Genomic DNA, 21,776 nt, shown 5'->3' with positions numbered 1-21,776 from the left:
GACGGCCTCTTAACCCTTGAGGCCGTCTGAAAAGAAAGAAACCGATATGAAAAAGTTCATTCCAATTGTATTGATGTCTGCCCTGCTGGCCGCGTGCGGCGGCGGTGGGGATACCGATAAAATCGGCGAGGCGAGCACCGTGTTCAACATGCTCGGCAAAAACGACCGCATTGAAATCCATGCGTTCGACGACCCGCAAATCAAAGGCGTTACCTGCTATATTTCCTACGCCAAAAAAGGCGGCCTGAAAGAAACGGTGAACTTGGAAGAAGATGCTTCCGACGCTTCCGTATCCTGCGTGCAGACCGCGCCGCAAATCACTTTCAACGAAGCCGAAGTGGCCAAACCGCAGAAAATTTTCAAAAAAGGCTCCAGCTTTATTTTCAAAACCCTGCAAGTGATGCGCTATTACGACCCTGCGCGTAAAGTGTTTTCATACATGGTATACAGCGATAAGGTGATTCAAGGTTCGCCGAAAAACTCGATGGACGCTTTCTCCTGCTACACTGGCGCGCCGCTGGACGCTGCCAAAGTGAGTGTGCAGCCCAACCAGCAGATTCACGGCTCGTGCATCGTTACGCTTGCCCAAAAATAAACAGGCCGTCTGAAAGCCGTAGGCTTCTACCAAGCTACAAACAGATCGGAGCAGCATGGATTTAACCCTTTGGCATTATGCGGCGATTGCCGTGCTGGGCATTTTAGCCAGCATCATCAACATTTTGGCGGGCGGCGGTTCTAATCTGATTCTGCCGCTGTTGATGGCCTTCGGCGTTCCGCCCGATATTGCCAACGCCAGCAACCGCGTCGGCATTTTTTTCCAGTCGCTCACCGGCATCAGAGGGTTTAGAAACGCCGGCGCGTTGCCTACACACGATTTACGCGGCATTTTGCTGCCGATGGTATTCGGCGGTTTGGTCGGCTCCGTGTTGGCTTCGGTATTGCCCAATCAAATTCTGAAACCCGCTTTGCTCGTCTGCATTCTCGGCGTGGCCACGCTCACTTTTCTCAAACCGCAGCTTTTATTGCCGCCGCAAAACGTGCAGGAACGCAAAGTGTCCGACACGCGCGGCTCGGCGGCTTTGCTGTTTGCCGTCGGTATTTACGGCGGTTTTGTGCAGGCCAGCACCGCGTTTATCCTGCTGCCCGTACTGGCGGGCGTGCTGCAATACAACCTGCTGCGCGCCAACGCCTTGAAACTGGTGTGCACGCTGGCGTTTACCGTCGTGGCATTGGCCGTATTTATCGTGCAGGGGCAGATTTGGTGGGATGTCGGCCTCGTGCTGGCGGCCGGCAATATACTCGGCTCAATGATCGGCGTGAAAATTGCGCTGAAACTTTCGCCCAACACCTTGCGCACGATTTTGTTTGTGATGACGGTTGTGGCCGTGGCCGCGGCGTTTTTAAAGTAAATGAGGCCGTCTGAAAACACAGATTTCAAAAGGTAAATTCATGAACATGCCCGCAAAATCCTACCGCTACATTCTGCTTGCCTCAGCCTTATTTCAGACGGCCTGTGCGCCCGAAAGCAGCAGCCAATCCCAAGCCGAACGCGAAGTTTTATCCGCAGTTGCCGCCAAAGATTCGGCTTCTTGGGTCGGCATCTATCGCGGCGAACTGCCTTGCGCCGACTGCGATTACATCGAAGCCACCATCGTTTTGCGCGATAATCTGCATTACAGCCTGACTACCCGACATGTCGGCAGGGTGGCCGGCGTATTGCCGTCTGAAAAACGCGGCACCTTCCATTGGCGCGACGACGGCCTGCTGCAATTGGATGCGGCGGGCGACAATATGGTGTTTTTCGCTCACGAAAAAGGCCTGCAAATGCGCGGCAACGACGGCAAAGCCTATCCCAACGGCAAAGGGAAAATCTGCGGTTTGGCAAAAACCGGCAGTTTTGTGCCGGGGCTGTAAGCAGCCAGTTAGATATAAGATAAAATCACCAACCTTAAAAATGTCGTATAAGAAAGCCTGCAACAACAAGGCTGTCTGAAAACAAGGAGTAACAAACATGCCGAACCCACTGCTGGATGCCGTTAAATTCGATGAAAAAGGCTTAGTTTGCGCCATCGCACAAGACGCGGAAACCCTGCGCGTGCTGATGGTGGCTTGGATGAACGCCGAAGCGCTGCAAAAAACCGCCGAAACGGGTTATGCCCACTATTACAGCCGTTCGCGCCAAAAGCAATGGATGAAAGGCGAAGAGTCGGGGCATACGCAAAAAGTGCACGAGCTGCGTTTGGATTGCGACGGCGATGCGGTGATTATGCTGATAGACCAAGCCGGCGGCATTGCTTGCCATACCGGCCGCGAAAGCTGCTTCTACCGCGTGTGGCGCGATGGAGCGTGGCAGATTGTGGATGCGGTATTGAAAGACGAAAAAGAGATTTACGGGCATACGCACGGTTGATTGAGGCCGTCTGAAAACCTTTTCAGACGGCCTAGATTCATCTATCCATACCTAAATTATTTCCGAATCTGCACGGCTGAAACTTTGATTTCCACAGCCCAGTCGGGATTAGCCAGTTTCGCTTCTACACAAGCGCGGGCAGGGGCGTGGCCGGGGGCTACCCATTCGTCCCAAGCTTCGTTCATGGCAGCGTAGTGGGATAAGTTTGGCAGAAAAATAGTGGCTTCCAAAATGTGTTTTTTATCGGAACCGCATTCGGCCAGCCATTTGTCAATTTGCGCCAGCACGTCGCGGGTTTGTTCGGTTACGCCGACATCGGTACGTTCCGGCACCATGCCTGAGAGGAAAACGAAACCGTTGGCGACGGTGGCTTCTGAAAGGCGGGGCGTTTGGCCGAAGTATTGGATGGTCATGTTGCTGTCCTTTTTGCGTGGAGGAAAACCGGTGTTGAAAATGTCCGAAAGGCAGATACTGCGTGTCGGTCGAGGCGCTTATGGTAACATAGCCGGCAACATATTCTAACCGCCGTCAAGCGTGTCGATAGCCGATTGAAGCGGTTTAGGTTCGGCGATTTTTCTATACGATTTTTTCAGACGGCCTTATGAGCAAAACCGATTACCCCATCACGACTGCCGTCCGCTTTCTGCGCGGTCACAATATTCCTTTTACACCGCATCTTTATCCCTATGTCGAACACGGAGGCACGGCGCACTCGGCGGAATGTTTGGGCGTGCCGGAGCATCAAGTGGTGAAAACCATCGTGCTGCAAAACGAGCATAAACAGGGCATGATTGTGCTGATGCACGGCGACAAGCAGATTTCCACCCGCAATCTCGCCCGCGAATTGGGCATGAAACATATCGAACCGGCCGACCCGAAGCAGGCCAATAAATGGACGGGTTATTTAGTCGGCGGCACCAGCCCTTTTGGCACCAAAACCGCATTGCCGGTGTATGTAGAGCGCACGATACGCGATTTAGACCTTATCTACATCAACGGCGGCAAACGCGGTTTTCTGGTTGCCGTCGCGCCACAGGCTTTAGATACTTTGAACGCGCAAGATGTCAACGTTGCCACCGGAAGCTGAGCGAGCGGCCTGTTTTGCACGAAAGCAGGCCAAAAGCTTTATAATGCACGGCTTCGGATTTTTAAATGTGATGCGTTTTCATGACTTCTGCTTCTTTACCGCCGCGCCGCCTTTCCGTGGCGCCCATGCTCGATTGGACGGATACTCACTATCGTTACCTTGCCCGCCAAATCACTCGTTATACTTGGCTGTATAGTGAAATGATCAATGCCGGCGCGATTATTCACGGCGATCAAGACCGTTTTTTGAAGTTTAACGAAGGCGAGCAGCCGGTGGCCTTGCAGCTTGGCGGCAGCGAACCGGCCGATTTGGCCAAAGCCGCCAAAGCAGGCGAAAACTACGGCTACAATGAAATCAACCTCAACTGCGGCTGCCCCAGCCCGCGGGTGCAAAAAGGTGCATTCGGCGCGTGTTTGATGAACGAAGTAGAGCTGGTGGCCGACTGCATCAAAGCCATGCAGGATGCGGTGCAGATTCCCGTTACGGTTAAGCACCGCATCGGCGTCGACCGCCAAACCGAATACAGCACCGTGCGGGATTTTGTCGGCACGCTGTCGCAGAAAACCGCGTGCACCACGTTTATCGTCCATGCGCGCAACGCTTGGCTGGACGGCTTGTCGCCGAAAGAAAACCGCGAAGTGCCGCCGTTGAAATACGAATATGTGTACCAACTCAAGCGCGATTTTCCCGATTTGGAAATCATCATCAACGGCGGCATCACCACCAACGAACAGATTGCCGCCCACTTACAGCATGTGGACGGCGTGATGGTCGGGCGCGAGGCGTACCACAACCCCATGATTATGCGCGATTGGGATGCGCTGTTTTACGGCAGCCACGAAGCGCCCATCGAATACGCCGATTTGGTGCACCGCCTGTATCGATACAGCCGCGACCGCGTTCAGGCCGGCGGAGGCGCTTTATTGCGGCACACCGTCCGCCATTATTTAGGCTTGATGCACGGCTTAAACAAAGCGCGCGTATGGCGGCGGATGCTGTCGGATGCCGCTTTATTGAAAGACAACGACGGCAGCCTGATTTTGCAGGCTTGGAAAGAAGTGGCCGAAGCAAACGGCTTGCCTTACGAAGCCGATGGGCCGTTGTGAGTGTTCAGACTGCCATGTATAGGAATCTACACTGAAGGCCGTCTGAAACGCCCGTAATGCGTTTTTCAACACATGCTTTGATTGTTGAATAAAAACCGAAACGAAACAGGAAACAGCATGAACAGGCCGTCTGAACACCGTCCAGCCATTTTGATTGTCCGCCCCCCCTCGCAAGCCTCGGCGGATGCGGCCACACTTGAAGCGCAAGGTTGGCGTGCCGTGCCGTTCAGCCCGATGCAGATTGAGCCGGATCACGAAGCCTTGCGGCATCTCAACCGGCAGTTTCACAACGCGGATGCCGTTTTCTGGGTCAGCCCCAGCGCCGTCGAAACCGCCGCGCCGCACATTGATTTTTCAGACGGCCTTCCCATCCAAATCACCGTAGGGCAGGGCAGCCGCAAAGCCTTAGCAAAGTTTTACCCTCACAACATCATCTGCCCCGAAGAGGGCAACGACAGCGAAGCCGTGCTGGCTCTGCCCGTGTGGAACACACTCAAACCCGGTGCCGAAATCCTGATTGTGCGCGGCCACGGCGGGCGCGATTTTTTAAGAAACGCTTTGATTCAGCGCGGTTTTCAGGTCAGGCTGGCCGAAGCCTATTTCAGACGGCCTTACCCGCCCGATTGGTCGGTATGGGAAACCGTAGAGCCGCAAGCCGCCTATATTACCTCTGCCGAAATGGTGGATTTATTGTTCCGGCAAGTACCCGATAGATTCGCCCAACCGCTGCGAACCTTGCTATACTTCACCCATCATCCGCGTATTGCCGAAGCCTTACGCAAAGCAGGCGCCCGCCATATCCGCATGATCGGGCGCACAGACGAATGTGTTACACGGAGCGACGAATGAGCGAATCCAACGGAAACACCCCCGAAAACGAATTACCCGACACCCAGCAAAGCGGGCAGTCCAAACAACTCTTGGTGGTATCGAAAGACGGCACGGTGAGGCCGTCTGAAACCGTATCCGAAAATACCACGCCGAAATCATCCGAAAAAGAAACAGCCTCTGCGGCAGAAAAGCCGTCCGAACCGAAAACAGGCTTTGCCGCAGCGGCACCGAATAATCCCGAACCCGCAGGAAATCTTATGTCTGACTCCAAAAATACCCAACCCCTAGTCACTCCGGTGGTGGTGAAACAATCATCAGGCCGGGCGGTAGCCGTTGTGGCGCTGGCTTTTTCACTGTTGGCTTTGGGCGCGGGCGGCTTTTTGTTTGTGCAGGGGCAAAACCTGCTCAAAACGCAAGAAATGGATTTCAACCAAAAAATCGACAAAGCCGCATTGGGCGAATCGCAAAACGCCGCGCTGCTGCAAGAAATTTTGCGTAAACAAAACAACAACCAAAACGTACTAGACCAAATTGTCGGCAACCAAAAACAAAATGCCGATAAAATCGCCGCGGCCAACAAAGCCTATCAAGAATTGCTCAAAGGCCGCGCCGATTGGCTGGTGGACGAAACCGAAACCATGCTCAATATGGGTTCGCAGCAATTACTGCTTACCGGCAATGTGCCCGCCGCGGTTAACGTGCTGGAAAATATCGAAAGCCGCCTAAGCCGTTTCGACCATCCCGAGCTGCTGCCGATCAAGCAAGCCGTGAGCGCCGATTTAACCGCTTTGAAAAACCGCCCTTATCTTGACGTTTCCGCCGTATCCCTGCGCCTTGACCGCTTGGAAACCGCTGTTGCCGGCTTGCCGCTGATGGTGGACGGCGCGCTCAAACCGGGTCAAACCGCCCAACCGGCAGCCGCGCCCGCCGCCAACCTTTCTTGGTGGGAAAACGCTTGGCAGAAAACCCTCGCCGCATTGAAAGGCATGGTCGAAGTGCGCCGCTTGGACAACAACGACGCCATGCTGATTGCCCCTGAGCAAGTGTATTTCGTGCGTGAAAACCTGAGATTGCGCCTTTTGGATGCTCGCACCGCCTTGCTTCAACACAACGGCGAAGTGTATCTGAACGATTTGAACAATGCCGAAACCGCCGTCAAACAGTATTTCGATACCGCTTCTCCGGCCACACAATCTTGGTTGCGCGAGCTGGGCGAATTGAAAGCTTTGGATTTGCGTTCCGTATCCGACGACGTGTTGAAAAACAGCTTAAACGCCGTGCGCAATTATCAGGAAGTCGTGCGCCCGAGCCGTCCTTCTACGCTGCCCGAAGCGGCTTCCGCGCCCGCCGTTGCGCCTGAAGCTTCAGCTTCTGCTCCGGCGGCATCGGATTCCGCAGAGAAAAAAGAAGAAGCGGCTTCTGCCCCCGTTGTCGTTCCGTCTTCTCCCTCAACGTTAAGCCCGAAAAAAGAAGATGCGCCGAAAAACGTAAAACCTTCTACAGTACCGCGTGAAAACAAACCGGCTTCGTCTCCGGCGGTGAAAGGGGAGCGGGCATGAGAGGCTTAATCTGGATTATCGTTTTATTCGCCGTTGCCGTCGGCTTGGCGATTGCGGCGGGTTCTTACAGCGGCAACGTGTATGTGGTGGTTGAGCAAACCATGATGCGCGTTAACCTGCACGCATTTATTATCGGCTTGATTGCGCTGGTGATCGTACTGTATCTGCTGGTGCGCCTGATTGCCGGCATTCTCAACGTGCCCGGCCGCATCCAACGTTTTGGCACGGCACGTAAAGGCCGCCAAGCTTCTTTGGCGCTGAACAATGCCGGATTGGCGTTTTTTGAAGGCAAGTTTCAAAAAGCCGAACAGGAAGCGGCTAAGGTATTGGCCAATAAAGAAGCGGGCGACAACCGCACATTGGCCTTGATGCTGGGCGCACACGCCGCCGACCAGATGGACGACATGGCCTTGCGCGACCGCTATCTGACCGACATCCAAGCCTTACCTGCCAAACAGCAGCTTTCGCGCCATTTGCTGCTGGCAGAATCGGCACTTACCCGCCGCGACTACACGGCCGCAGAAAACCATCTTGCCGCCTCTACCCAAATCAATCCGACCTTAACGCGCTTGGTGCGTTTGCAGCTTCGCTACGCTTTCGACAAAGGCAATGCACTTGATGTGTTGGATAAGTCTGAAAAGCTGGTGAAAGCGGGCGCCATCAGCGATTACGAATCCGACCAATACCACAACTGGGCTTACCGCCGTTTGCTGGCCTTGGTTTCCGACGCGGGCGGCTTGAAAGCCTGCTTGAAACGCATTCCCGAGCATTTGAAAGCAGGAGAATTGTGCGTAGTCATCGCCGAAAAATATCAGCGTTTGGGCTTGTATCAGCAGGCGGTGAAGTGGGTGGAAGAATATTATCCGAAAACCCGCCAACTCGAACTGCTGGAGCCTTTCGTGGAAAGCGTGCGCTTTTTGAGCGACAAAGAGCAGCGCAAGGCAATTGATACTGCCGACGCTTGGCTGAAAACCCATCCCGACAATGCCGTTTTGTTGATGTATTTGGGCCAGCTTGCTTACGACAAAAAACTGTGGGGCAAAGCGCAAGGCTATTTGGAAGCCAGCATCGCCCTCAACCCCGAAGTGCCTGCACGTTTGGCTTTGGCCAAAGTGTTTGAAGAAACCGAGCAGCCGCAGAAAGCCGAATTGCAGCGCAAACTGGTTTTGGAAGCCGTTGCGCGCGATGAAGGCGAAAACCTGCTGCCCGTAGAAAGCCGTTAAACGCGTTTTCTTATCCGCTTCAATGAAGAGGCCGTCTGAAAAAACAGTCTTTCAGACGGCCTCTTAAAATAACAGCCGGCTGTTGATGTTTTGAATACAAGTTCACGTTTACAGCCGTAATCACTGCAAAATTTCACGAGAAAATAAAATGACTCCTTTGAAAAACGACACCTTTTTGCGTGCCTTGCTTAAGCAACCCGTTGAATACACACCAATTTGGATGATGCGCCAAGCAGGCCGCTATCTGCCCGAATACAAAGCCACCCGCGCCCGCGCAGGCAGTTTTCTAGATTTGTGCAAAAACACTGAGCTGGCCACCGAAGTGACCATTCAGCCGCTGGAACGTTTCGATTTGGACGCGGCAATTCTGTTTTCCGACATCTTAACCGTGCCCGATGCGATGGGTTTGGGCTTGTATTTTGCCGAAGGCGAAGGCCCAAAATTCGAGCGTGCTTTGCAGCATGAAGCCGACATCGCCAAGCTGGAAGTGCCGGACATGGGCAAGCTGCAATATGTGTTTGATGCCGTTACGTCTATCCGCCAAGCCTTAGACGGCCGCGTGCCTTTAATCGGTTTTTCCGGCAGCCCGTTCACGCTCGCCTGCTATATGGTGGAAGGCGGCAGCAGCAAGGAATTCCGCACCATCAAAACCATGATGTATTCGCGCCCCGACTTGCTGCACAAGATTTTGGATGTCAACGCCCAAGCCGTAACCGCATATTTAAATGCGCAAATCGATGCGGGTGCGCAGGCGGTGCAGATTTTCGATACATGGGGCGGCGTGTTGAGCGATGCGGCGTTTGAAGCATTCAGCCTGCATTATATGAAGCAGATTGTCGGCGGTTTGAAACGCGAAAGCGAAGGCCGCCGCGTGCCGGTAATTGTGTTTACCAAAGGCGGCGGTTTGTGGCTGGAAAAAATGGCCGACACCGGTGCCGACGCCCTCGGCTTGGATTGGACGTGCAACATCGGCGAAGCCCGCAAGCGCGTAGGGGATAAAGTGGCGCTGCAAGGCAATTTCGACCCGTTCGCCCTGTTCGGCACGCCGGAGAGCATCCGTGCCGAAGCCGCCCGCATTCTGGAAGCATACGGTAACGGCAGCGGCCATGTGTTCAACCTCGGCCACGGCATCAACCAACATGCCGACCCCGAACACGCTAAATTGCTGGTGGACACGGTGCACGAATTGTCTCGACAGTATCACCGTTAATCCGCGTTTGAAATAGCATTGAGGCCGTCTGAAAAACTGTTTTCAGACGGCCTTTGAGAGAAAAACCTACTGTTGGGCGCATCTGTTCCCGCAGTAGGTTTGTATTCAGTAGTCAACCCATCAACAGACTTTTAAGAGAAAGGAAGGTTAGTGAAGGATAAATTAACTCATTTTTTCAGTTCGGAACCCGCGGCAGGTATCGTATTGATGATTGCGGCGGTGCTCGGCATCATCGTGGCGAATTCGCCCGCTTCGGAACATTATTTCAGCATGCTCGGCGCTTATGTTGCCGGCTTGAGCATTTCGCATTGGATTAACGACGGTTTGATGGCAGTGTTTTTCCTGTTTGTCGGCTTGGAAGTGAAACGCGAATTGTTGCAGGGCGAATTGAATACCAACGCCAAGCGGATATTGCCCGGCTTGGCCGCGTTGGGCGGTTTGATGATGCCCGCGCTGTTTTATGTTTTGTTTAACAGCGGCAACCCCGAAACATTGAAAGGTTGGGCCGTGCCCGCCGCCACCGATATCGCTTTTGCGCTGGGCGTGTTGGCCTTGTTGGGCAGCCGCGTGCCGGTGTCTTTGAAAATTTTTCTGACGGCGCTGGCGATTATGGACGACTTGGCCGTTATTGTGATTATTGCCCTGTTTTACAGCAGCAGCATCAGTTTCGTTTATCTGGCTTTGGCCGCCGCAACTTTGGTCGCTCTGTTTTCCTTGAATAAAAAAGGCATATTGAAAAGCCTTCCGTATCTGCTGTTGGGCTTGTTGCTGTGGTTTTTCGTTTTGAAATCCGGTCTCCATGCCACGCTTGCGGGCGTGTTGCTGGCTTTTGCCATTCCTCTGCGGGTGCAGGATTCTATTCAGGAAGCGCCGCTGCTCAAGTGGGAGCACGCTTTGGAAAATCCGGTGGCGTTTTTCGTGGTGCCGGTGTTCGGCTTTGCCAATGCAGGCGTATCTTTTGCGGGCTTGGACAGCTCGGTACTTTTCAACCCCGTGGTAGTAGGCATTTTTGCCGGTTTGTTTTTGGGTAAACAGTTGGGCATTTTCGGCGTGGTTTGGGTAACGGTGAAACTCGGCTGGACCCAACTGCCGGAAGGGGCAAGCTGGTTGCAGGTGTATGGCGTGGCGCTGTTGTGCGGCATCGGTTTTACCATGAGCCTGTTTATCAGCCTGCTGGCGTTTGTTGACCCCGCCATACAGGATTACAGCAAAGTAGGTGTGTTTTTAGGCTCGCTGTTTGCGGGCGTTTCGGGTTATCTCGTGTTGAAATTCGCACCGTTTGAGAGAATTAAAATCAAGTATTAAATCGTGTTATTGAGGCCGTCTGAAAACTTTTTCAGACGGCCTCAATGCTAAAGTGAAGCTGTTTACGAAACTCATGTTTTGGCAATAAAACCCATCAACCGCAAACGCGATTGCCAACATCAAAAATGGTTTTTCAATTCCCTCATTGCAGCGAATATCTCAACTTCATCTTCACTGTTTATTCCGCTGAGAGTACGAACCCGCGCGGCTATTTCGCAGAGGTCGGTTCGTAAAAAAGGATTGATATTCCGTTCCCGAGCAAGGCTCACCGGCAGCGTGGGAATATTGCGGGCTTCCTCAAGTGCCGTCTGAATATGGGCATTATCCGGTTCGATGTGGGCGGCAAAGCGCAAGTTTGCAGCCGTGTATTCGTGTGCCGGATAAAACAGTGTTTCGTCAGGCAGGCTTTTGTACCGTTGCAGAGAAGCAAAAAGTTGCGCCGCGGTGCCGGTGAAGACACGGCCGCAGCCTGCTGAAAATAAAGTGTCTCCGCAAAACACATGAAGGCCGTCTGAAAAATGCAGCACATAGCCGAGATGGGTGCCGGTGTGCCCGGGCGTCGCCCATACTTCAACCGTGTTGCCGCCGAAGCTTAGTTTGGCGCCTTCATCGACGTTTATGTCGGCAGTCGGAATATCAAGATTGCCGTAAACCGTGCACTCGGGAAACGCCTGCTTCAACGCAGCAATGCCGCCGGTGTGGTCGTTGTGATGATGGGTAATCCAGATTTGAGAGAGCGAAAGGCGGTGCTGTTTGAGGTAGGCTATCACAGCATCGGCTTCGCCGGGATCAACGCACACAGCTTCTCCCTGATGTTCAATAAGCCAGATATAGTTATCGGAAAAAGCGGGGATAGGGTGGATATTCATTGGGTTTAGGTTCCTGAAATATATGGGTTTGAACGGCACTTGGTTTTATACAAGCATATCGAAGGTGTTGGCATGAAACAAGGCCGTCTGAAAATTTCAGACGGCCTTGTTTGTTTGCTCTGCTTAACCCAAAGCCTTGCGCGCGCCGGCAAACATTCTGTACCAGCCGGAAAGTTCGCTGTCTTGCCAATCGTCGGGGTGCCAGCTCATTTGGGCGGTGCGATACACGCGCTCGGGGTGCGGCATCATGATGGTGACGCGGCCGTCGGCGTTGGTGACGCCTGCGATGCCTTGGGGCGAGCCGTTGGGGTTGAGCGGGTAGGTTTGGGTAACTGCGCCCAAGCCGTCCACATATTGCAGGGCGATGTTGAGGCCGTCTGAAATTTTGCCGCCGATATGGGCGAAATCGGCGCGGCCTTCGCCGTGGCTCACGACTACGGGGAGATGGCTGCCTTGCATTTCGGCCAGAATCAGCGAGGGCGATTTGGGCACGTTGACCATGCTCAGGCGGGCTTCAAACTGTTCGCTTCGGTTGCGTTTGAACTTCGGCCAGCCTTGCGTGCCGGGGATGATTTCCGCCAAGTTGCTCACCATTTGGCAGCCGTTGCACACACCCAAAGTGAGCGTGTCGCCGCGCTCGAAGAAGGCGCTGAACTGGTCGCGCAGTTCGGGGTGGAACAGGATGGATTTCGCCCAGCCTGCGCCCGCACCCAATACGTCGCCGTAGCTGAAACCGCCGCACGCGGTGAGCATTTGGAAGTCGGCGAGTTTCACACGGCCTGCCATCAAGTCGCTCATGTGTACGTCGTAAGCGTCGAAGCCGGCGCGGGTAAAGGCGGCGGCCATTTCCACCTGTCCGTTCACGCCTTGTTCGCGCAACACGGCGATTTTCGGCTTGGCACCGCTTACGATAAACGGCGCGGCGATGTCTTCTTTAAGGTCGAATTTCAGGTCGGCAAACAGCGCGCTGCGTTGGTTGTCTGCCAACAGGGCAAATTCGCTGTCGGCACATTCGGGGTTGTCGCGCAGGCGTTGGATTTGATGGCTGGTTTCTTGCCAGGTTTGCTGTAATTTCAGACGGCTTTCGTCGAAAATCACTTCGCCATCTTTGGAGATGTGCAGAATGTCGGTATTGTTCGGTACGGCGATTTCGGACACCGCATCCAGCAAATCTGCGGCGGAAAAGGCTTGCTGTATCGCTTCGACATCGGCTCGGCGCACTTGCAGCACTGCGCCTAATTCCTCGTTAAACAGTACGGAGAGTGCGTCTGCGTTTTCAGGTAGCCGTACATCCAAGCCGCAACGTGCCGCAAATGCCATTTCCGCCAACGTAGCAAACAGGCCGCCGTCGCTGCGGTCATGATAAGCCAAAAGTTTATCTTCGGCCACAAGCTGCTGAATCACTTGGTAAAACGCTTTCAGACGGCCTGCTTCGATATCCGGCGCTTCGCCTGCCATATCGTTATACACTTGGCTTAAGGCCGAGCCGCCCATGCGTGCTTTGCCGAAGCCCAAGTCCACGGTCAGCAATATGCTGTCTGCCGTGTTTTTCAATTTGGGCGTAACGGTTTTGCGCACGTCCTGCACCGGTGCGAAGCCGGTAATAATCAGGCTCAACGGCGAAGTTACCGATTTTTGCGCGCCGTTGTCTTTCCACACGGTTTTCATCGACAGCGAATCTTTTCCCACGGGAATGCTGATGCCCAGTTCCTGACAGGCTTGCGACACGGCTTCGACGGTGCGGTAGAGTTTTTCGTCTTCACCGGTGTTGCCGCAGGCGGCCATCCAGTTGGCGGAAAGTTTGATGTTGCCGATGTCGCCGATATTCACGCCGGCGAGGTTGGTCAGCGTTTCGCCGATGGCCATGCGGCCGGAAGCGGGCGCATCAAAGAGGGCGACGGTCGGTTTTTCGCCCATGGCCATGGTTTCGCCTTTGTAGGTGTTGAAGCCCATCATGGTGACGGCGGCATCGGCTACGGGGGTTTGGTAACGCCCTACCATTTGGTCGCGGTGGGTCATGCCGCCGACGCTGCGGTCGCCGATGGTAATCAGGAAGTTTTTGGCGGCCACGGTGGGCAGGCGCAACACGCGGTAGGCGGCTTCTTTCAAGTCGATATGGCTACCTGAAAACGGTTTTTCAGACGGCCTTACGGTGTTGTCGCTGCGGGTGGTTTTGGGCGGTTTGCCGAGCAAAACGTTCAGCGGCAAATCGACGGGGTTGTTGCCGTACAAATCGTCGCGCACTTGCAGATGGCCGTCGTCGGTGGCGGTGCCGACCACGGCAAACGGGCAGCGTTCGCGCTCGCAGATTTCGCGGAACAAGTCTAAGTGTTCGGGCAAAATCGACAACACATAACGCTCTTGCGCTTCGTTACACCAAATCTGCATCGGGCTTAGGCCGTGTTCTTCCAACGGCACGTCGCGCAGTTTGAATATTGCGCCGCGGCCTGCATCGTTGACCAATTCGGGAAAGGCGTTCGACAAGCCGCCTGCACCGACATCGTGAATGGCGATAATCGGATTGCCTGCGCCCAACTGCCAGCAGCGGTCGATCACTTCCTGTGCGCGGCGTTCGATTTCGGGGTTGCCGCGCTGTACCGAGTTGAAGTCCAAATCGGCGGCGTTGCTGCCGGTATCCATAGACGAAGCCGCACCGCCACCCAAACCGATGAGCATGCCGGGGCCGCCGAGTTGCACCAAAAGCGCGCCTTCGGGGATTTGGTCTTTATGGGTTTGGCCTGCCTGAATGTTGCCCAAGCCTCCGGCAATCATGATGGGTTTGTGGTAGCCGCGCATTTGCCCTTCAAATTCTTCTTCAAAGGTTCGGAAATAGCCCAACAGGTTGGGGCGGCCGAATTCGTTGTTGAACGCCGCGCCGCCAACGGGGCCTTCGATCATGATGTCGAGCGGGCTGCTGATGTGGTCGGGCTTGCCGTAGCCGCCTTCCCACGGTTGTTTGAAGCCGGGAATATTGAGGTTGGATACGGTAAAGCCGGTTAAACCTGCTTTCGGGCGCGCGCCGCGCCCGGTGGCACCTTCGTCGCGGATTTCGCCGCCCGCACCGGTGGCCGCGCCTGCAAAAGGCGCGATGGCGGTGGGATGGTTGTGGGTTTCCACTTTCATCAAAATATGCGTTTCTTCTTCGCTGAAGCGGTAGCCTTGCTGCTCGTCCGCACGCGGGTAGAAACGCTCGATTTTCGCGCCTTCGATGATGGAGGCGTTGTCTTTATAGGCCACAATCGTGCCTTCGGGGTGGGCGTTGTGGGTGTCGCGAATCATGCCGAACAGCGATTTGGGCTGTTTTTCGCCGTTTAAAATGAAGTCGGCATTGAAGATTTTGTGGCGGCAGTGTTCGGAGTTGGCCTGTGCGAACATCATCAGTTCGACATCGCTTGGGTTGCGCTGCAAGGCTTGGTAGTTTTCCAGCAGGTAGTCGATTTCGTCGGGCGACAATGCCAAACCCAGTTCGCTGTTGGCTTGTATCAAAGCGTCTTTGCCTTTGCCTAAAACATCAACGGTGGCAAAAGTTTGCGCTTCGGGGTGGGCGAAGAGCTGCGAGGCCGTCTGAAAATCAAGCAGCACGCTTTCGGTCATGCGGTCGTGCAAGAGGGCAGCCCATTGCTGTTTTTGCCCGGCGTTCAGTTCGCCTTTCACCCACACCGCCATGCCGCGCTCGATGCGTTCGATTTCGCCCAAGCCGCAGTTGTGTGCGATGTCGGTGGCTTTCGATGCCCACGGCGAAATGGTGCCGATGCGCGGGGTGATTAAAAACAAATGCAGGCTGTTTTCGGCTTCGGGTGTTTTTTCGACACGTTCAGCTTCCAACAAAGCCTGCAATTTCGTTGCGGTTTCGTTGTTCAGCGCGGATTCGCTGCTCACAAAATACCAAAATTCGCTGCTTAATTCTGCTTTCGGCAGGCCGGAGGCCACAGCTTTTTGCAGGAGTTTTTCGATGCGGAAATCAGACAGGGCGGCAACGCCGCGCAAGGGCAATACGACGGACATGAATCTAGCTCACACATGCGGTTGGAAATGGGCGTAATTGTACACAAAATCAGTATGGTCTGCTCGGCTGCAATCAACCGAATTAATTTTTAATGTGCCAGCCGTATTAGCCGTACTGTCTGCGGTTCGCTGGCTTGTATTAAAAACCCGTTTGATTGGCCGGATTTTCCTTTTCAGACGGCCTGAACAGCCCATTGAACCTTGCTGTGCTTTATGTTAAAAACAGGCCGTCTGAACCCTTTTCAAAGCGAGAAAACCATGAAAAAAATCGAGGCCATCATCAAGCCGTTCAAGCTTGACGACGTGCGCGAAGCGTTAACCGAAATCGGCATTACCGGCATGACCGTTACCGAAGTGAAAGGCTTCGGCCGCCAGAAAGGGCACACCGAAATTTACCGCGGCGCGGAATACGCGGTGGATTTTCTGCCCAAAGTGAAAGTGGAGTTGGTATTGAGCGATGCCGATGTGGAGCGGGCGGTGGAAACCATTATCGAAACCGCGCGTTCGGGCAAAATCGGCGACGGCAAGATTTTTATTCTGCCGGTTGAGGAGGCAATCCGTATTCGCACAGGCGAGCGGTCGGATGCGGCGGTTTGAGCGATTGCTTGAAAACCGTTGAATCAAACTTCAAAGGCCGTTTTTCAGACGGCCTTTAAGTTAAAGTGCTATATAATCCGAGCTGTTTGCCCCTATCCCACAGGCCGTCTGAAAAATGCCTAAAAATCCCGATGCTTTTACCCGATTAATCAACGCGCTGAAAATTCTGCCCAATGTCGGCCCCAAATCTGCACAGCGCATGGCTTACCAATTATTGCAGCACAGCCGCGACGGTGCGCAGGAATTGGCAGATGCGCTACAACACGCGTTGAAGCAGGTGCATCATTGCGCGCGCTGCAATACGTTTTGCGAAGGTGAGTTGTGCGACATCTGCGCCGACCCCGAACGCGACCCACGCCGCCTGATGATTGTACACATGCCTGCCGATGTGTCGGGCATGGAAGCGGCCAACTGCCACGACGGCTTGTATTTTGTGCTGATGGGGCAGGTTAATCCGGCGCAGGGCATGGATTTGAGCCATATCGCTTTAGACAAACTGGTCGAGCGGCTGCAAAACAGCGAAGTGGAAGAAATCATCATTGCTACCAATTTCACCGCAGAAGGTGATGCCACGGCTTATGTGCTGTCGGAACTGTTTAAAAACCTTTCTTATAAGGTCAGCCGTTTGGCGCGCGGCATTCCGTTGGGCGGCGAGCTTGAATACATAGATGCCGGCACTTTGGCGCAGGCGGTTTATGAACGGCGTTTGCTCAAAGAATGATGCGGCACGAGCCGAAGATGCCGTCTGAATTGAAAAAATATCCGTTTATAGAGAAAAAGTTACGCTTGGTATAAATAACTTCACAGCCGGCAAAAAAACGCGTATTTTCCGCATGAAATTTTCCCTTTTTTCTTTCTTTTTTCAGACGGCCTCTATCCTCATACAGGCCGTCTGAAAACCAAGAGACGACGATGAGCCTGATTACCGTACTCCGCCCCGCCACCGCCCAAGATTGCGAACACATTTACAATGCCCACCGCTATTCGGTGCAATACACCTGCACCCGCAGCTACGACAATAAAATATTGGAAGTGTGGAGCAAGCTGATCAGCCCTGCCGGTTATCTGGATACCATTGCCGATCCGAATAAAGCCTTATGGGTGGTGGAATACCGTGGCCATATTCAAGGTTTTTTCCAGCTTGATTTCAAAGAAGCGCAGCTGGATGCCCTGTATGTTCACCCCTTCGTACACAATCACGGCTTGGGTACGGCTTTGTTGCAGCGGGCGGAAGAATTGGCCATCGACGCGGGCTTGAGTTTCATCAAACTCTATGCGTCGTTAAATTCGGTGGCATTTTATAAGCTCAACGGATACGAATCGCTGGGCGAAGCGGTTTTGCCGTTAAGCCGGGAAGTGGCGGTGCGATGCGAATTGATGAGAAAGTATCTCTAAACATACACAAGCCGCAACACGTATAGATATAAATTTCAAACAGATATAAAAAAAGGCCGTTTTCAGACGGCCTTTAACATGTTTGCAAGATTGACCTTAAGCCAAATCAGCAAACAATGGAGTAGAAAGGTAACGCTCGCCGTAAGAAGGAATCAGCACCACAATCAGCTTGCCTGCGTTTTCAGGTTTTTTGGCCAATTCCAAAGCAGCCGCAACAGCCGCACCAGAAGAAATGCCCACCAAAATGCCTTCTTTCTCGGCCATAGCGCGCGCAGTGGTAAAAGCGTCTTCGTTAGAAGCTTTAATAATGCTGTCGTAAACCTGAGTATTTAAAATGCTGGGCACAAAGCCTGCACCGATACCTTGAATAGGGTGGGGGCCTTTTTCGCCGCCGCTGAGAACCGGAGAGGCTTCAGGCTCTACCGCAACTACCTGCACTTCGGGTTTGCGGGCTTTCAAAACTTCGCCCACACCCGTTACCGTGCCGCCGGTGCCTACGCCGGCCACAAAAATATCGACTTGGCCGTCGGTATCGCGCCAAATTTCTTCTGCGGTGGTTTCGCGGTGAACTTGGGGATTCGCTTCATTATCAAACTGACGTGGCATGAAGTAAGTGTCGGGATTTTCGTCAACCAGCGATTTAGCTTTGGCAATCGCGCCGCCCATACCTTCCGCTGCGGGGGTAAGAATCAACTCCGCACCAAACGCACGCAGCAACATCCGACGCTCTTTACTCATGCTTTCCGGCATGGTAATCACCAATTTGTAACCGCGGGCGGCACAAACCATCGCCAAGCCGATACCGGTATTGCCGCTGGTGGCCTCGATGATGGTGGTGTTTTGATTGATTTTGCCTGCTTTTTCCGCAGCGTCCAGCATGGAAGCGGCAATGCGGTCTTTAACGCTGCTGCCGGGGTTGAAAAATTCTAGTTTAGCAACCACGCGGCCGGGCAGGCCTTCTGTGAGGCGGTTCAGCTCTACCAGCGGGGTATTGCCGATTAAATCAGTGATGTTGCGTGCAATATTCATAATTCTGCTCTCCTGATGAATCAAAATGTCGGATACTTTTATACTATATTCAAATTATATGAAAGCCCAATATCTTATGTTTCTTAGGTTATAACTTTTAGTTGTTAAGGCGAGACCTAACCGAAACGGATATTCAGCAATTCATTGAATACATAGGCCGTCTGAAATAAAAAAGCCATCAAAACACCGGCCTGCAACTGCTTGCCGCTAAACCGCGTAACCGGCTCCTTTGAAATCAAACTGCGGTGTACATAGAAAATCAACATAATCAACGCTTGGGCAACAAACCAATACGCAGGTTTGAGCGCATACATTTGCAGCAGGGCGGGCATCACATAAGGCGTGATGCCGGTTGGAAAACGGAGATACACCAAAAATGCCAACAACAAAAACACCGCGGTCATCAGCATTCCGCTCACGGCAAACAAACTGATAAAGCCGTTGGTTTCCTGCGCCTGCCACCAACCTTTTTCAGGCAGCTTTTTCCAGTGGTTGATGAAAAAAAACAGGCTCGCCAAAGCGATGTAAAAATGCGGAATATACAAAGGCGCCAGATAAGTAATGCCCAATATACCCGGGAGCAGTTGAGCGCCGATCACGCTGAAACCCAACCACAGCAAAACACTTGCCCAAAGCCATTGAAATTCACCCGCCTTAAAAGCGGCAACAATAAATACGGTAATGTAAACAGCCAATACCCATAAATCAAAACCGACGGCCATGTTAGCGGTATCCCATCATGCGGGATAGAGCCGCGCCGATAGCATCCGCCATGTAACGCACCGTTTCTGTTTCCAAATCGGCCGCAAAACGGTTCACGTCTTCATCGCCTGCCAACAATACTGCCCCGGTTTTGCCGCCTATCGGTATCGGCAGTTGCAGAAAACTTTCGAGCACTATGCCGTCATCCGGCAACAGTGCGCGCATTTCCGCGCTGATTTTGGTGCCCAAAACCGGCGCATCCAAAGCGGCAATTTCAATATTGACCTTATCGGCTCCGGCAGGCAGGCAAACCTTTTCAGGAATACGCGTTTTGTTTTGCGGTTTGGCAATCAACACCAAACGAAACCGGCGAATATCAAAATCGTCTTCCAAAGATTGATATAAGGCCTGCACCAACTGCGCCACCGTATTGGCTTGCAGCAATTTCACGTCCAAAGCCAGTTGGCGCAGCATAATACGGCGGTTGGCTTCCGAATCGGCCAACATGGTTTGCAGTTGGCCGGCCATTTTTTCGATTTTCAGCCGTGAAGCCGTCAATTGGGCTTGGGCAAACGAACGCACTTTATCATCGCGCAAACGTATGCCCAGCTCATCGGCGTGTTCTGCCAAAAAATCAGGATGCTCCCTTAAAAAATCCAAAACGTTTTCTTTTTTCATCAGTATTGCAGCTCACCTTCATATACAGTTTCAACGGGGCCGGTCATCATCACATCGGCGCCGGGTTGCCAAGTAATCAGTAAATCTCCACCCGGCAAGCTCACGCGCACTTCTTCTCCCTCTGCGAGCAAACCCAAACGCATACCGGTTACCACCGCCGCACAAGCGCCGGTACCGCAAGCTTGCGTTTCACCCGTACCGCGTTCATACACTCTCAATCGGATATGTTTATCATTGACCACCTGCATAAAACCTACATTCACACGCTCGGGGAATTGCTCGTGCGACTCCACAGCCTCTCCCCATACCTCAACCGGAGCAGTATCCACATCTTCCACCACGATTACCGCATGCGGATTGCCCATGTTCACGCAGCTTACCGCCACAGATTCCAAGCCGAGCAAGATAATGTGGGTTAAAGAATCGGCAGCTTCTCCTGCTGCGGGGATAAACGGAATTTCAGACGGCATGAAATGCGGTTTGCCCATATTGACCATAACCAAACCGTTTTCCGCCAAGCGCGGCAAGATAATTCCGCGGGCGGTTTCCACCACGATTTCCGTTTTATCGGTAAGGCCTTTGTCCACCACGAAACGAACAAAACAGCGCGCGCCATTGCCGCATTGCTCCACTTCGCCACCGTCTGCATTGAAAATACGGTAGCGGAAATCTACGGCATCAGAGCTCGGCTTTTCCACCAACAATAATTGGTCAAACCCCACACCGGTATGGCGGTCTGCCCATTTCGCCAAAGGCGCGCTGCTCAGGTCGAGCTGCTGGTTGATTCCGTCAACCACCATAAAGTCATTGCCCAACCCGTGCATTTTTGTAAACTTCAGCTTTTTCATGATCTTCCTTTTTCGGCCGTTTATTATGTAGAGAATAAGACACTCGGAGTAGCTGGAATTAAGGCCGTCTGAAAAATTAAATAATGCGGATTCTACACCATATCGATTCATTTTGCGGCGGCAGTTCCATTCTCCGAAAATGGAAAATCTTTGGATAAAGACGGATTATACGAGTTGCATATAAGAGACAATCGGTACTTAAAAGAAACAAACGGTATCTTTTAGAATTGCCGTTAAACTCAAGAAAAGTAACAGATTGTGGCTTGATCAAGCTGTTGTTATTAAATAATAAATAACCAAAATAAAAATATTTCAAGAATTAGTTATTGGAGATATAAGTTCAAATTAAATTATTTTCAAACTTTCAAATAATCCGAATATCTAAAATATTTTCCGATTATCCCAATTTAGTGCTTGCAATATTATTTACCATCATGCAGAATACATAACAAGAAAAGTGTAATATTTTAATTGAATACCAAAATAATTATATTTTTCTCAATATATTTAAATATTTTGGCATTTAATGATTCAAAGATGGCCAAACACATTACGAACAAGGATAATATAATGAAAATCAAACGTGCTCTTTCCACCGTATTTGCTTTTATGCTCCTGTCAGCCGCGCAAACGACTCTTGCCCAAGATATTACCTTTCATCAAAAAGCTTCTGAAGCCGTTCAGCCGATTATCGGTAATTTGGCTTTGAGCATCGATATCGACGCGTCAGGCCAAGTTAATGATGCTCGTGTTGTGCGCAGCAGCGGCTCCAAAAAAATCGATGCAGATGCAGTGAGCTGGATCCGTACACAATATATGCGCCCGGTAACCATGAATGGCGATTCAATCCATTTCAGCGCCATCAAAGAAATTAATTTCAGCAAAACCGCTCCGATTCAACATGCAGGTTTGAGCCGCTAAG

At 52.6% G+C, this 21,776-nt stretch carries 22 protein-coding genes; 15 read left to right on the top strand and 7 right to left on the bottom strand.

What is annotated here, in order from left to right; translation table 11 throughout:
* The first annotated feature begins 46 nt into the window (after positions 1–46).
* The 4 genes from CKV66_RS07430 (at position 47) to hisI (ending at position 2,410) form a co-directional block, all read left to right on the top strand.
* Positions 47–595: a CreA family protein gene (locus CKV66_RS07430; RefSeq protein WP_085362556.1), complete on the top strand. Its 549-nt coding sequence runs from the start codon at positions 47–49 to the stop codon at positions 593–595.
* A gap of 55 nt (positions 596–650) precedes the next feature.
* On the top strand, positions 651–1,409 hold the full coding sequence (locus tag CKV66_RS07425; protein ID WP_085362557.1) for a sulfite exporter TauE/SafE family protein: 759 nt from the start codon (positions 651–653) through the stop codon (positions 1,407–1,409).
* A 40-nt stretch (positions 1,410–1,449) separates the two neighbouring features.
* Positions 1,450–1,914, top strand: coding sequence for a copper resistance protein NlpE (locus CKV66_RS07420; protein ID WP_085362558.1), 465 nt, complete (start codon positions 1,450–1,452; stop codon positions 1,912–1,914).
* Between the two features lie 97 nt (positions 1,915–2,011).
* The gene (hisI, locus tag CKV66_RS07415) at positions 2,012–2,410 is read left to right on the top strand and encodes a phosphoribosyl-AMP cyclohydrolase (protein WP_085362559.1); all 399 of its coding nucleotides are present in this window, start codon (positions 2,012–2,014) and stop codon (positions 2,408–2,410) included.
* Between the two features lie 56 nt (positions 2,411–2,466).
* Here the strand turns inward: hisI and CKV66_RS07410 are convergent, their stop codons facing one another.
* Positions 2,467–2,823, bottom strand: a complete 357-nt coding sequence (locus CKV66_RS07410) for a RidA family protein (protein ID WP_085362560.1) — start codon at positions 2,821–2,823, stop codon at positions 2,467–2,469.
* A 188-nt stretch (positions 2,824–3,011) separates the two neighbouring features.
* On the opposite strand from CKV66_RS07410, the gene ybaK reads away from it, so the two are divergent.
* The 7 genes from ybaK (at position 3,012) to nhaA (ending at position 10,731) form a co-directional block, all read left to right on the top strand.
* Positions 3,012–3,497 carry a Cys-tRNA(Pro) deacylase gene (gene ybaK, locus CKV66_RS07405; protein WP_085362561.1) on the top strand — a complete coding sequence of 162 codons (486 nt, stop codon included), beginning with the start codon at positions 3,012–3,014 and terminating at the stop codon, positions 3,495–3,497.
* A gap of 80 nt (positions 3,498–3,577) precedes the next feature.
* Positions 3,578–4,603: a tRNA dihydrouridine(20/20a) synthase DusA gene (gene dusA, locus CKV66_RS07400; protein ID WP_085362562.1), complete on the top strand. Its 1,026-nt coding sequence runs from the start codon at positions 3,578–3,580 to the stop codon at positions 4,601–4,603.
* A 117-nt stretch (positions 4,604–4,720) separates the two neighbouring features.
* Positions 4,721–5,452 (top strand): uroporphyrinogen-III synthase, encoded by a 732-nt coding sequence (locus CKV66_RS07395; protein WP_085362563.1) that lies wholly within the window; start codon positions 4,721–4,723, stop codon positions 5,450–5,452.
* Positions 5,453–5,691: 239 nt separating this feature from the next.
* Positions 5,692–6,993 carry a uroporphyrinogen-III C-methyltransferase gene (locus CKV66_RS07390; protein WP_231990545.1) on the top strand — a complete coding sequence of 434 codons (1,302 nt, stop codon included), beginning with the start codon at positions 5,692–5,694 and terminating at the stop codon, positions 6,991–6,993.
* Positions 6,990–8,216, top strand: coding sequence for a heme biosynthesis HemY N-terminal domain-containing protein (locus CKV66_RS07385; RefSeq protein WP_085362565.1), 1,227 nt, complete (start codon positions 6,990–6,992; stop codon positions 8,214–8,216). Before CKV66_RS07390 ends, CKV66_RS07385 begins: the two co-directional genes overlap by 4 nt.
* A gap of 148 nt (positions 8,217–8,364) precedes the next feature.
* On the top strand, positions 8,365–9,426 hold the full coding sequence (gene hemE, locus CKV66_RS07380) for a uroporphyrinogen decarboxylase (RefSeq protein WP_085362566.1): 1,062 nt from the start codon (positions 8,365–8,367) through the stop codon (positions 9,424–9,426).
* A gap of 150 nt (positions 9,427–9,576) precedes the next feature.
* Complete coding sequence (gene nhaA, locus CKV66_RS07375) at positions 9,577–10,731, top strand: Na+/H+ antiporter NhaA (protein ID WP_085362567.1); 1,155 nt, start codon at positions 9,577–9,579, stop codon at positions 10,729–10,731.
* A gap of 119 nt (positions 10,732–10,850) precedes the next feature.
* On the opposite strand, the gene gloB is transcribed toward nhaA, so the two are convergent.
* Positions 10,851–11,600 carry a hydroxyacylglutathione hydrolase gene (gene gloB / locus CKV66_RS07370; protein ID WP_085362568.1) on the bottom strand — a complete coding sequence of 250 codons (750 nt, stop codon included), beginning with the start codon at positions 11,598–11,600 and terminating at the stop codon, positions 10,851–10,853.
* 123 nt (positions 11,601–11,723) lie between these two features.
* Positions 11,724–15,605: a phosphoribosylformylglycinamidine synthase gene (gene purL, locus CKV66_RS07365; RefSeq protein ID WP_085362569.1), complete on the bottom strand. Its 3,882-nt coding sequence runs from the start codon at positions 15,603–15,605 to the stop codon at positions 11,724–11,726.
* Between the two features lie 258 nt (positions 15,606–15,863).
* On the opposite strand from purL, the gene CKV66_RS07360 reads away from it, so the two are divergent.
* The 3 genes from CKV66_RS07360 to CKV66_RS07350 all read left to right on the top strand — a co-directional run bounded on the left by CKV66_RS07360 (position 15,864) and on the right by CKV66_RS07350 (position 17,597).
* Positions 15,864–16,202 carry a P-II family nitrogen regulator gene (locus tag CKV66_RS07360; protein ID WP_054598602.1) on the top strand — a complete coding sequence of 113 codons (339 nt, stop codon included), beginning with the start codon at positions 15,864–15,866 and terminating at the stop codon, positions 16,200–16,202.
* A 115-nt stretch (positions 16,203–16,317) separates the two neighbouring features.
* Positions 16,318–16,923 carry a recombination mediator RecR gene (gene recR, locus CKV66_RS07355; protein ID WP_085362570.1) on the top strand — a complete coding sequence of 202 codons (606 nt, stop codon included), beginning with the start codon at positions 16,318–16,320 and terminating at the stop codon, positions 16,921–16,923.
* Positions 16,924–17,114: 191 nt separating this feature from the next.
* Positions 17,115–17,597: a GNAT family N-acetyltransferase gene (locus tag CKV66_RS07350; RefSeq protein ID WP_085362571.1), complete on the top strand. Its 483-nt coding sequence runs from the start codon at positions 17,115–17,117 to the stop codon at positions 17,595–17,597.
* A gap of 96 nt (positions 17,598–17,693) precedes the next feature.
* Here CKV66_RS07350 and cysK read toward each other — a convergent pair whose 3' ends face one another.
* The 4 genes from cysK to dapF all read right to left on the bottom strand — a co-directional run bounded on the left by cysK (position 17,694) and on the right by dapF (position 20,854).
* Complete coding sequence (gene cysK, locus CKV66_RS07345) at positions 17,694–18,626, bottom strand: cysteine synthase A (RefSeq protein ID WP_085362572.1); 933 nt, start codon at positions 18,624–18,626, stop codon at positions 17,694–17,696.
* Between the two features lie 116 nt (positions 18,627–18,742).
* A complete protein-coding gene (locus CKV66_RS07340; RefSeq protein ID WP_085362573.1) occupies positions 18,743–19,348 on the bottom strand; it encodes a hypothetical protein in 606 nt (201 codons plus the stop codon).
* A gap of 1 nt (position 19,349) precedes the next feature.
* Complete coding sequence (locus CKV66_RS07335) at positions 19,350–20,006, bottom strand: DUF484 family protein (protein ID WP_085362574.1); 657 nt, start codon at positions 20,004–20,006, stop codon at positions 19,350–19,352.
* Positions 20,006–20,854, bottom strand: coding sequence for a diaminopimelate epimerase (gene dapF / locus CKV66_RS07330; protein WP_085362575.1), 849 nt, complete (start codon positions 20,852–20,854; stop codon positions 20,006–20,008). Before dapF ends, CKV66_RS07335 begins: the two co-directional genes overlap by 1 nt.
* A 537-nt stretch (positions 20,855–21,391) precedes the next feature.
* On the opposite strand from dapF, the gene CKV66_RS07325 reads away from it, so the two are divergent.
* Entirely contained in the window at positions 21,392–21,775 is a 384-nt protein-coding gene (locus tag CKV66_RS07325; protein ID WP_231990468.1) for a TonB family protein, read from the top strand.
* Position 21,776: the final 1 nt, after the last annotated feature.

Origin of the sequence: Neisseria zoodegmatis, from assembly GCF_900187305.1 — a bacterium.
Lineage (GTDB): Bacteria > Pseudomonadota > Gammaproteobacteria > Burkholderiales > Neisseriaceae > Neisseria > Neisseria zoodegmatis.
This window is presented reverse-complemented; position numbering and strand designations above follow the sequence as displayed.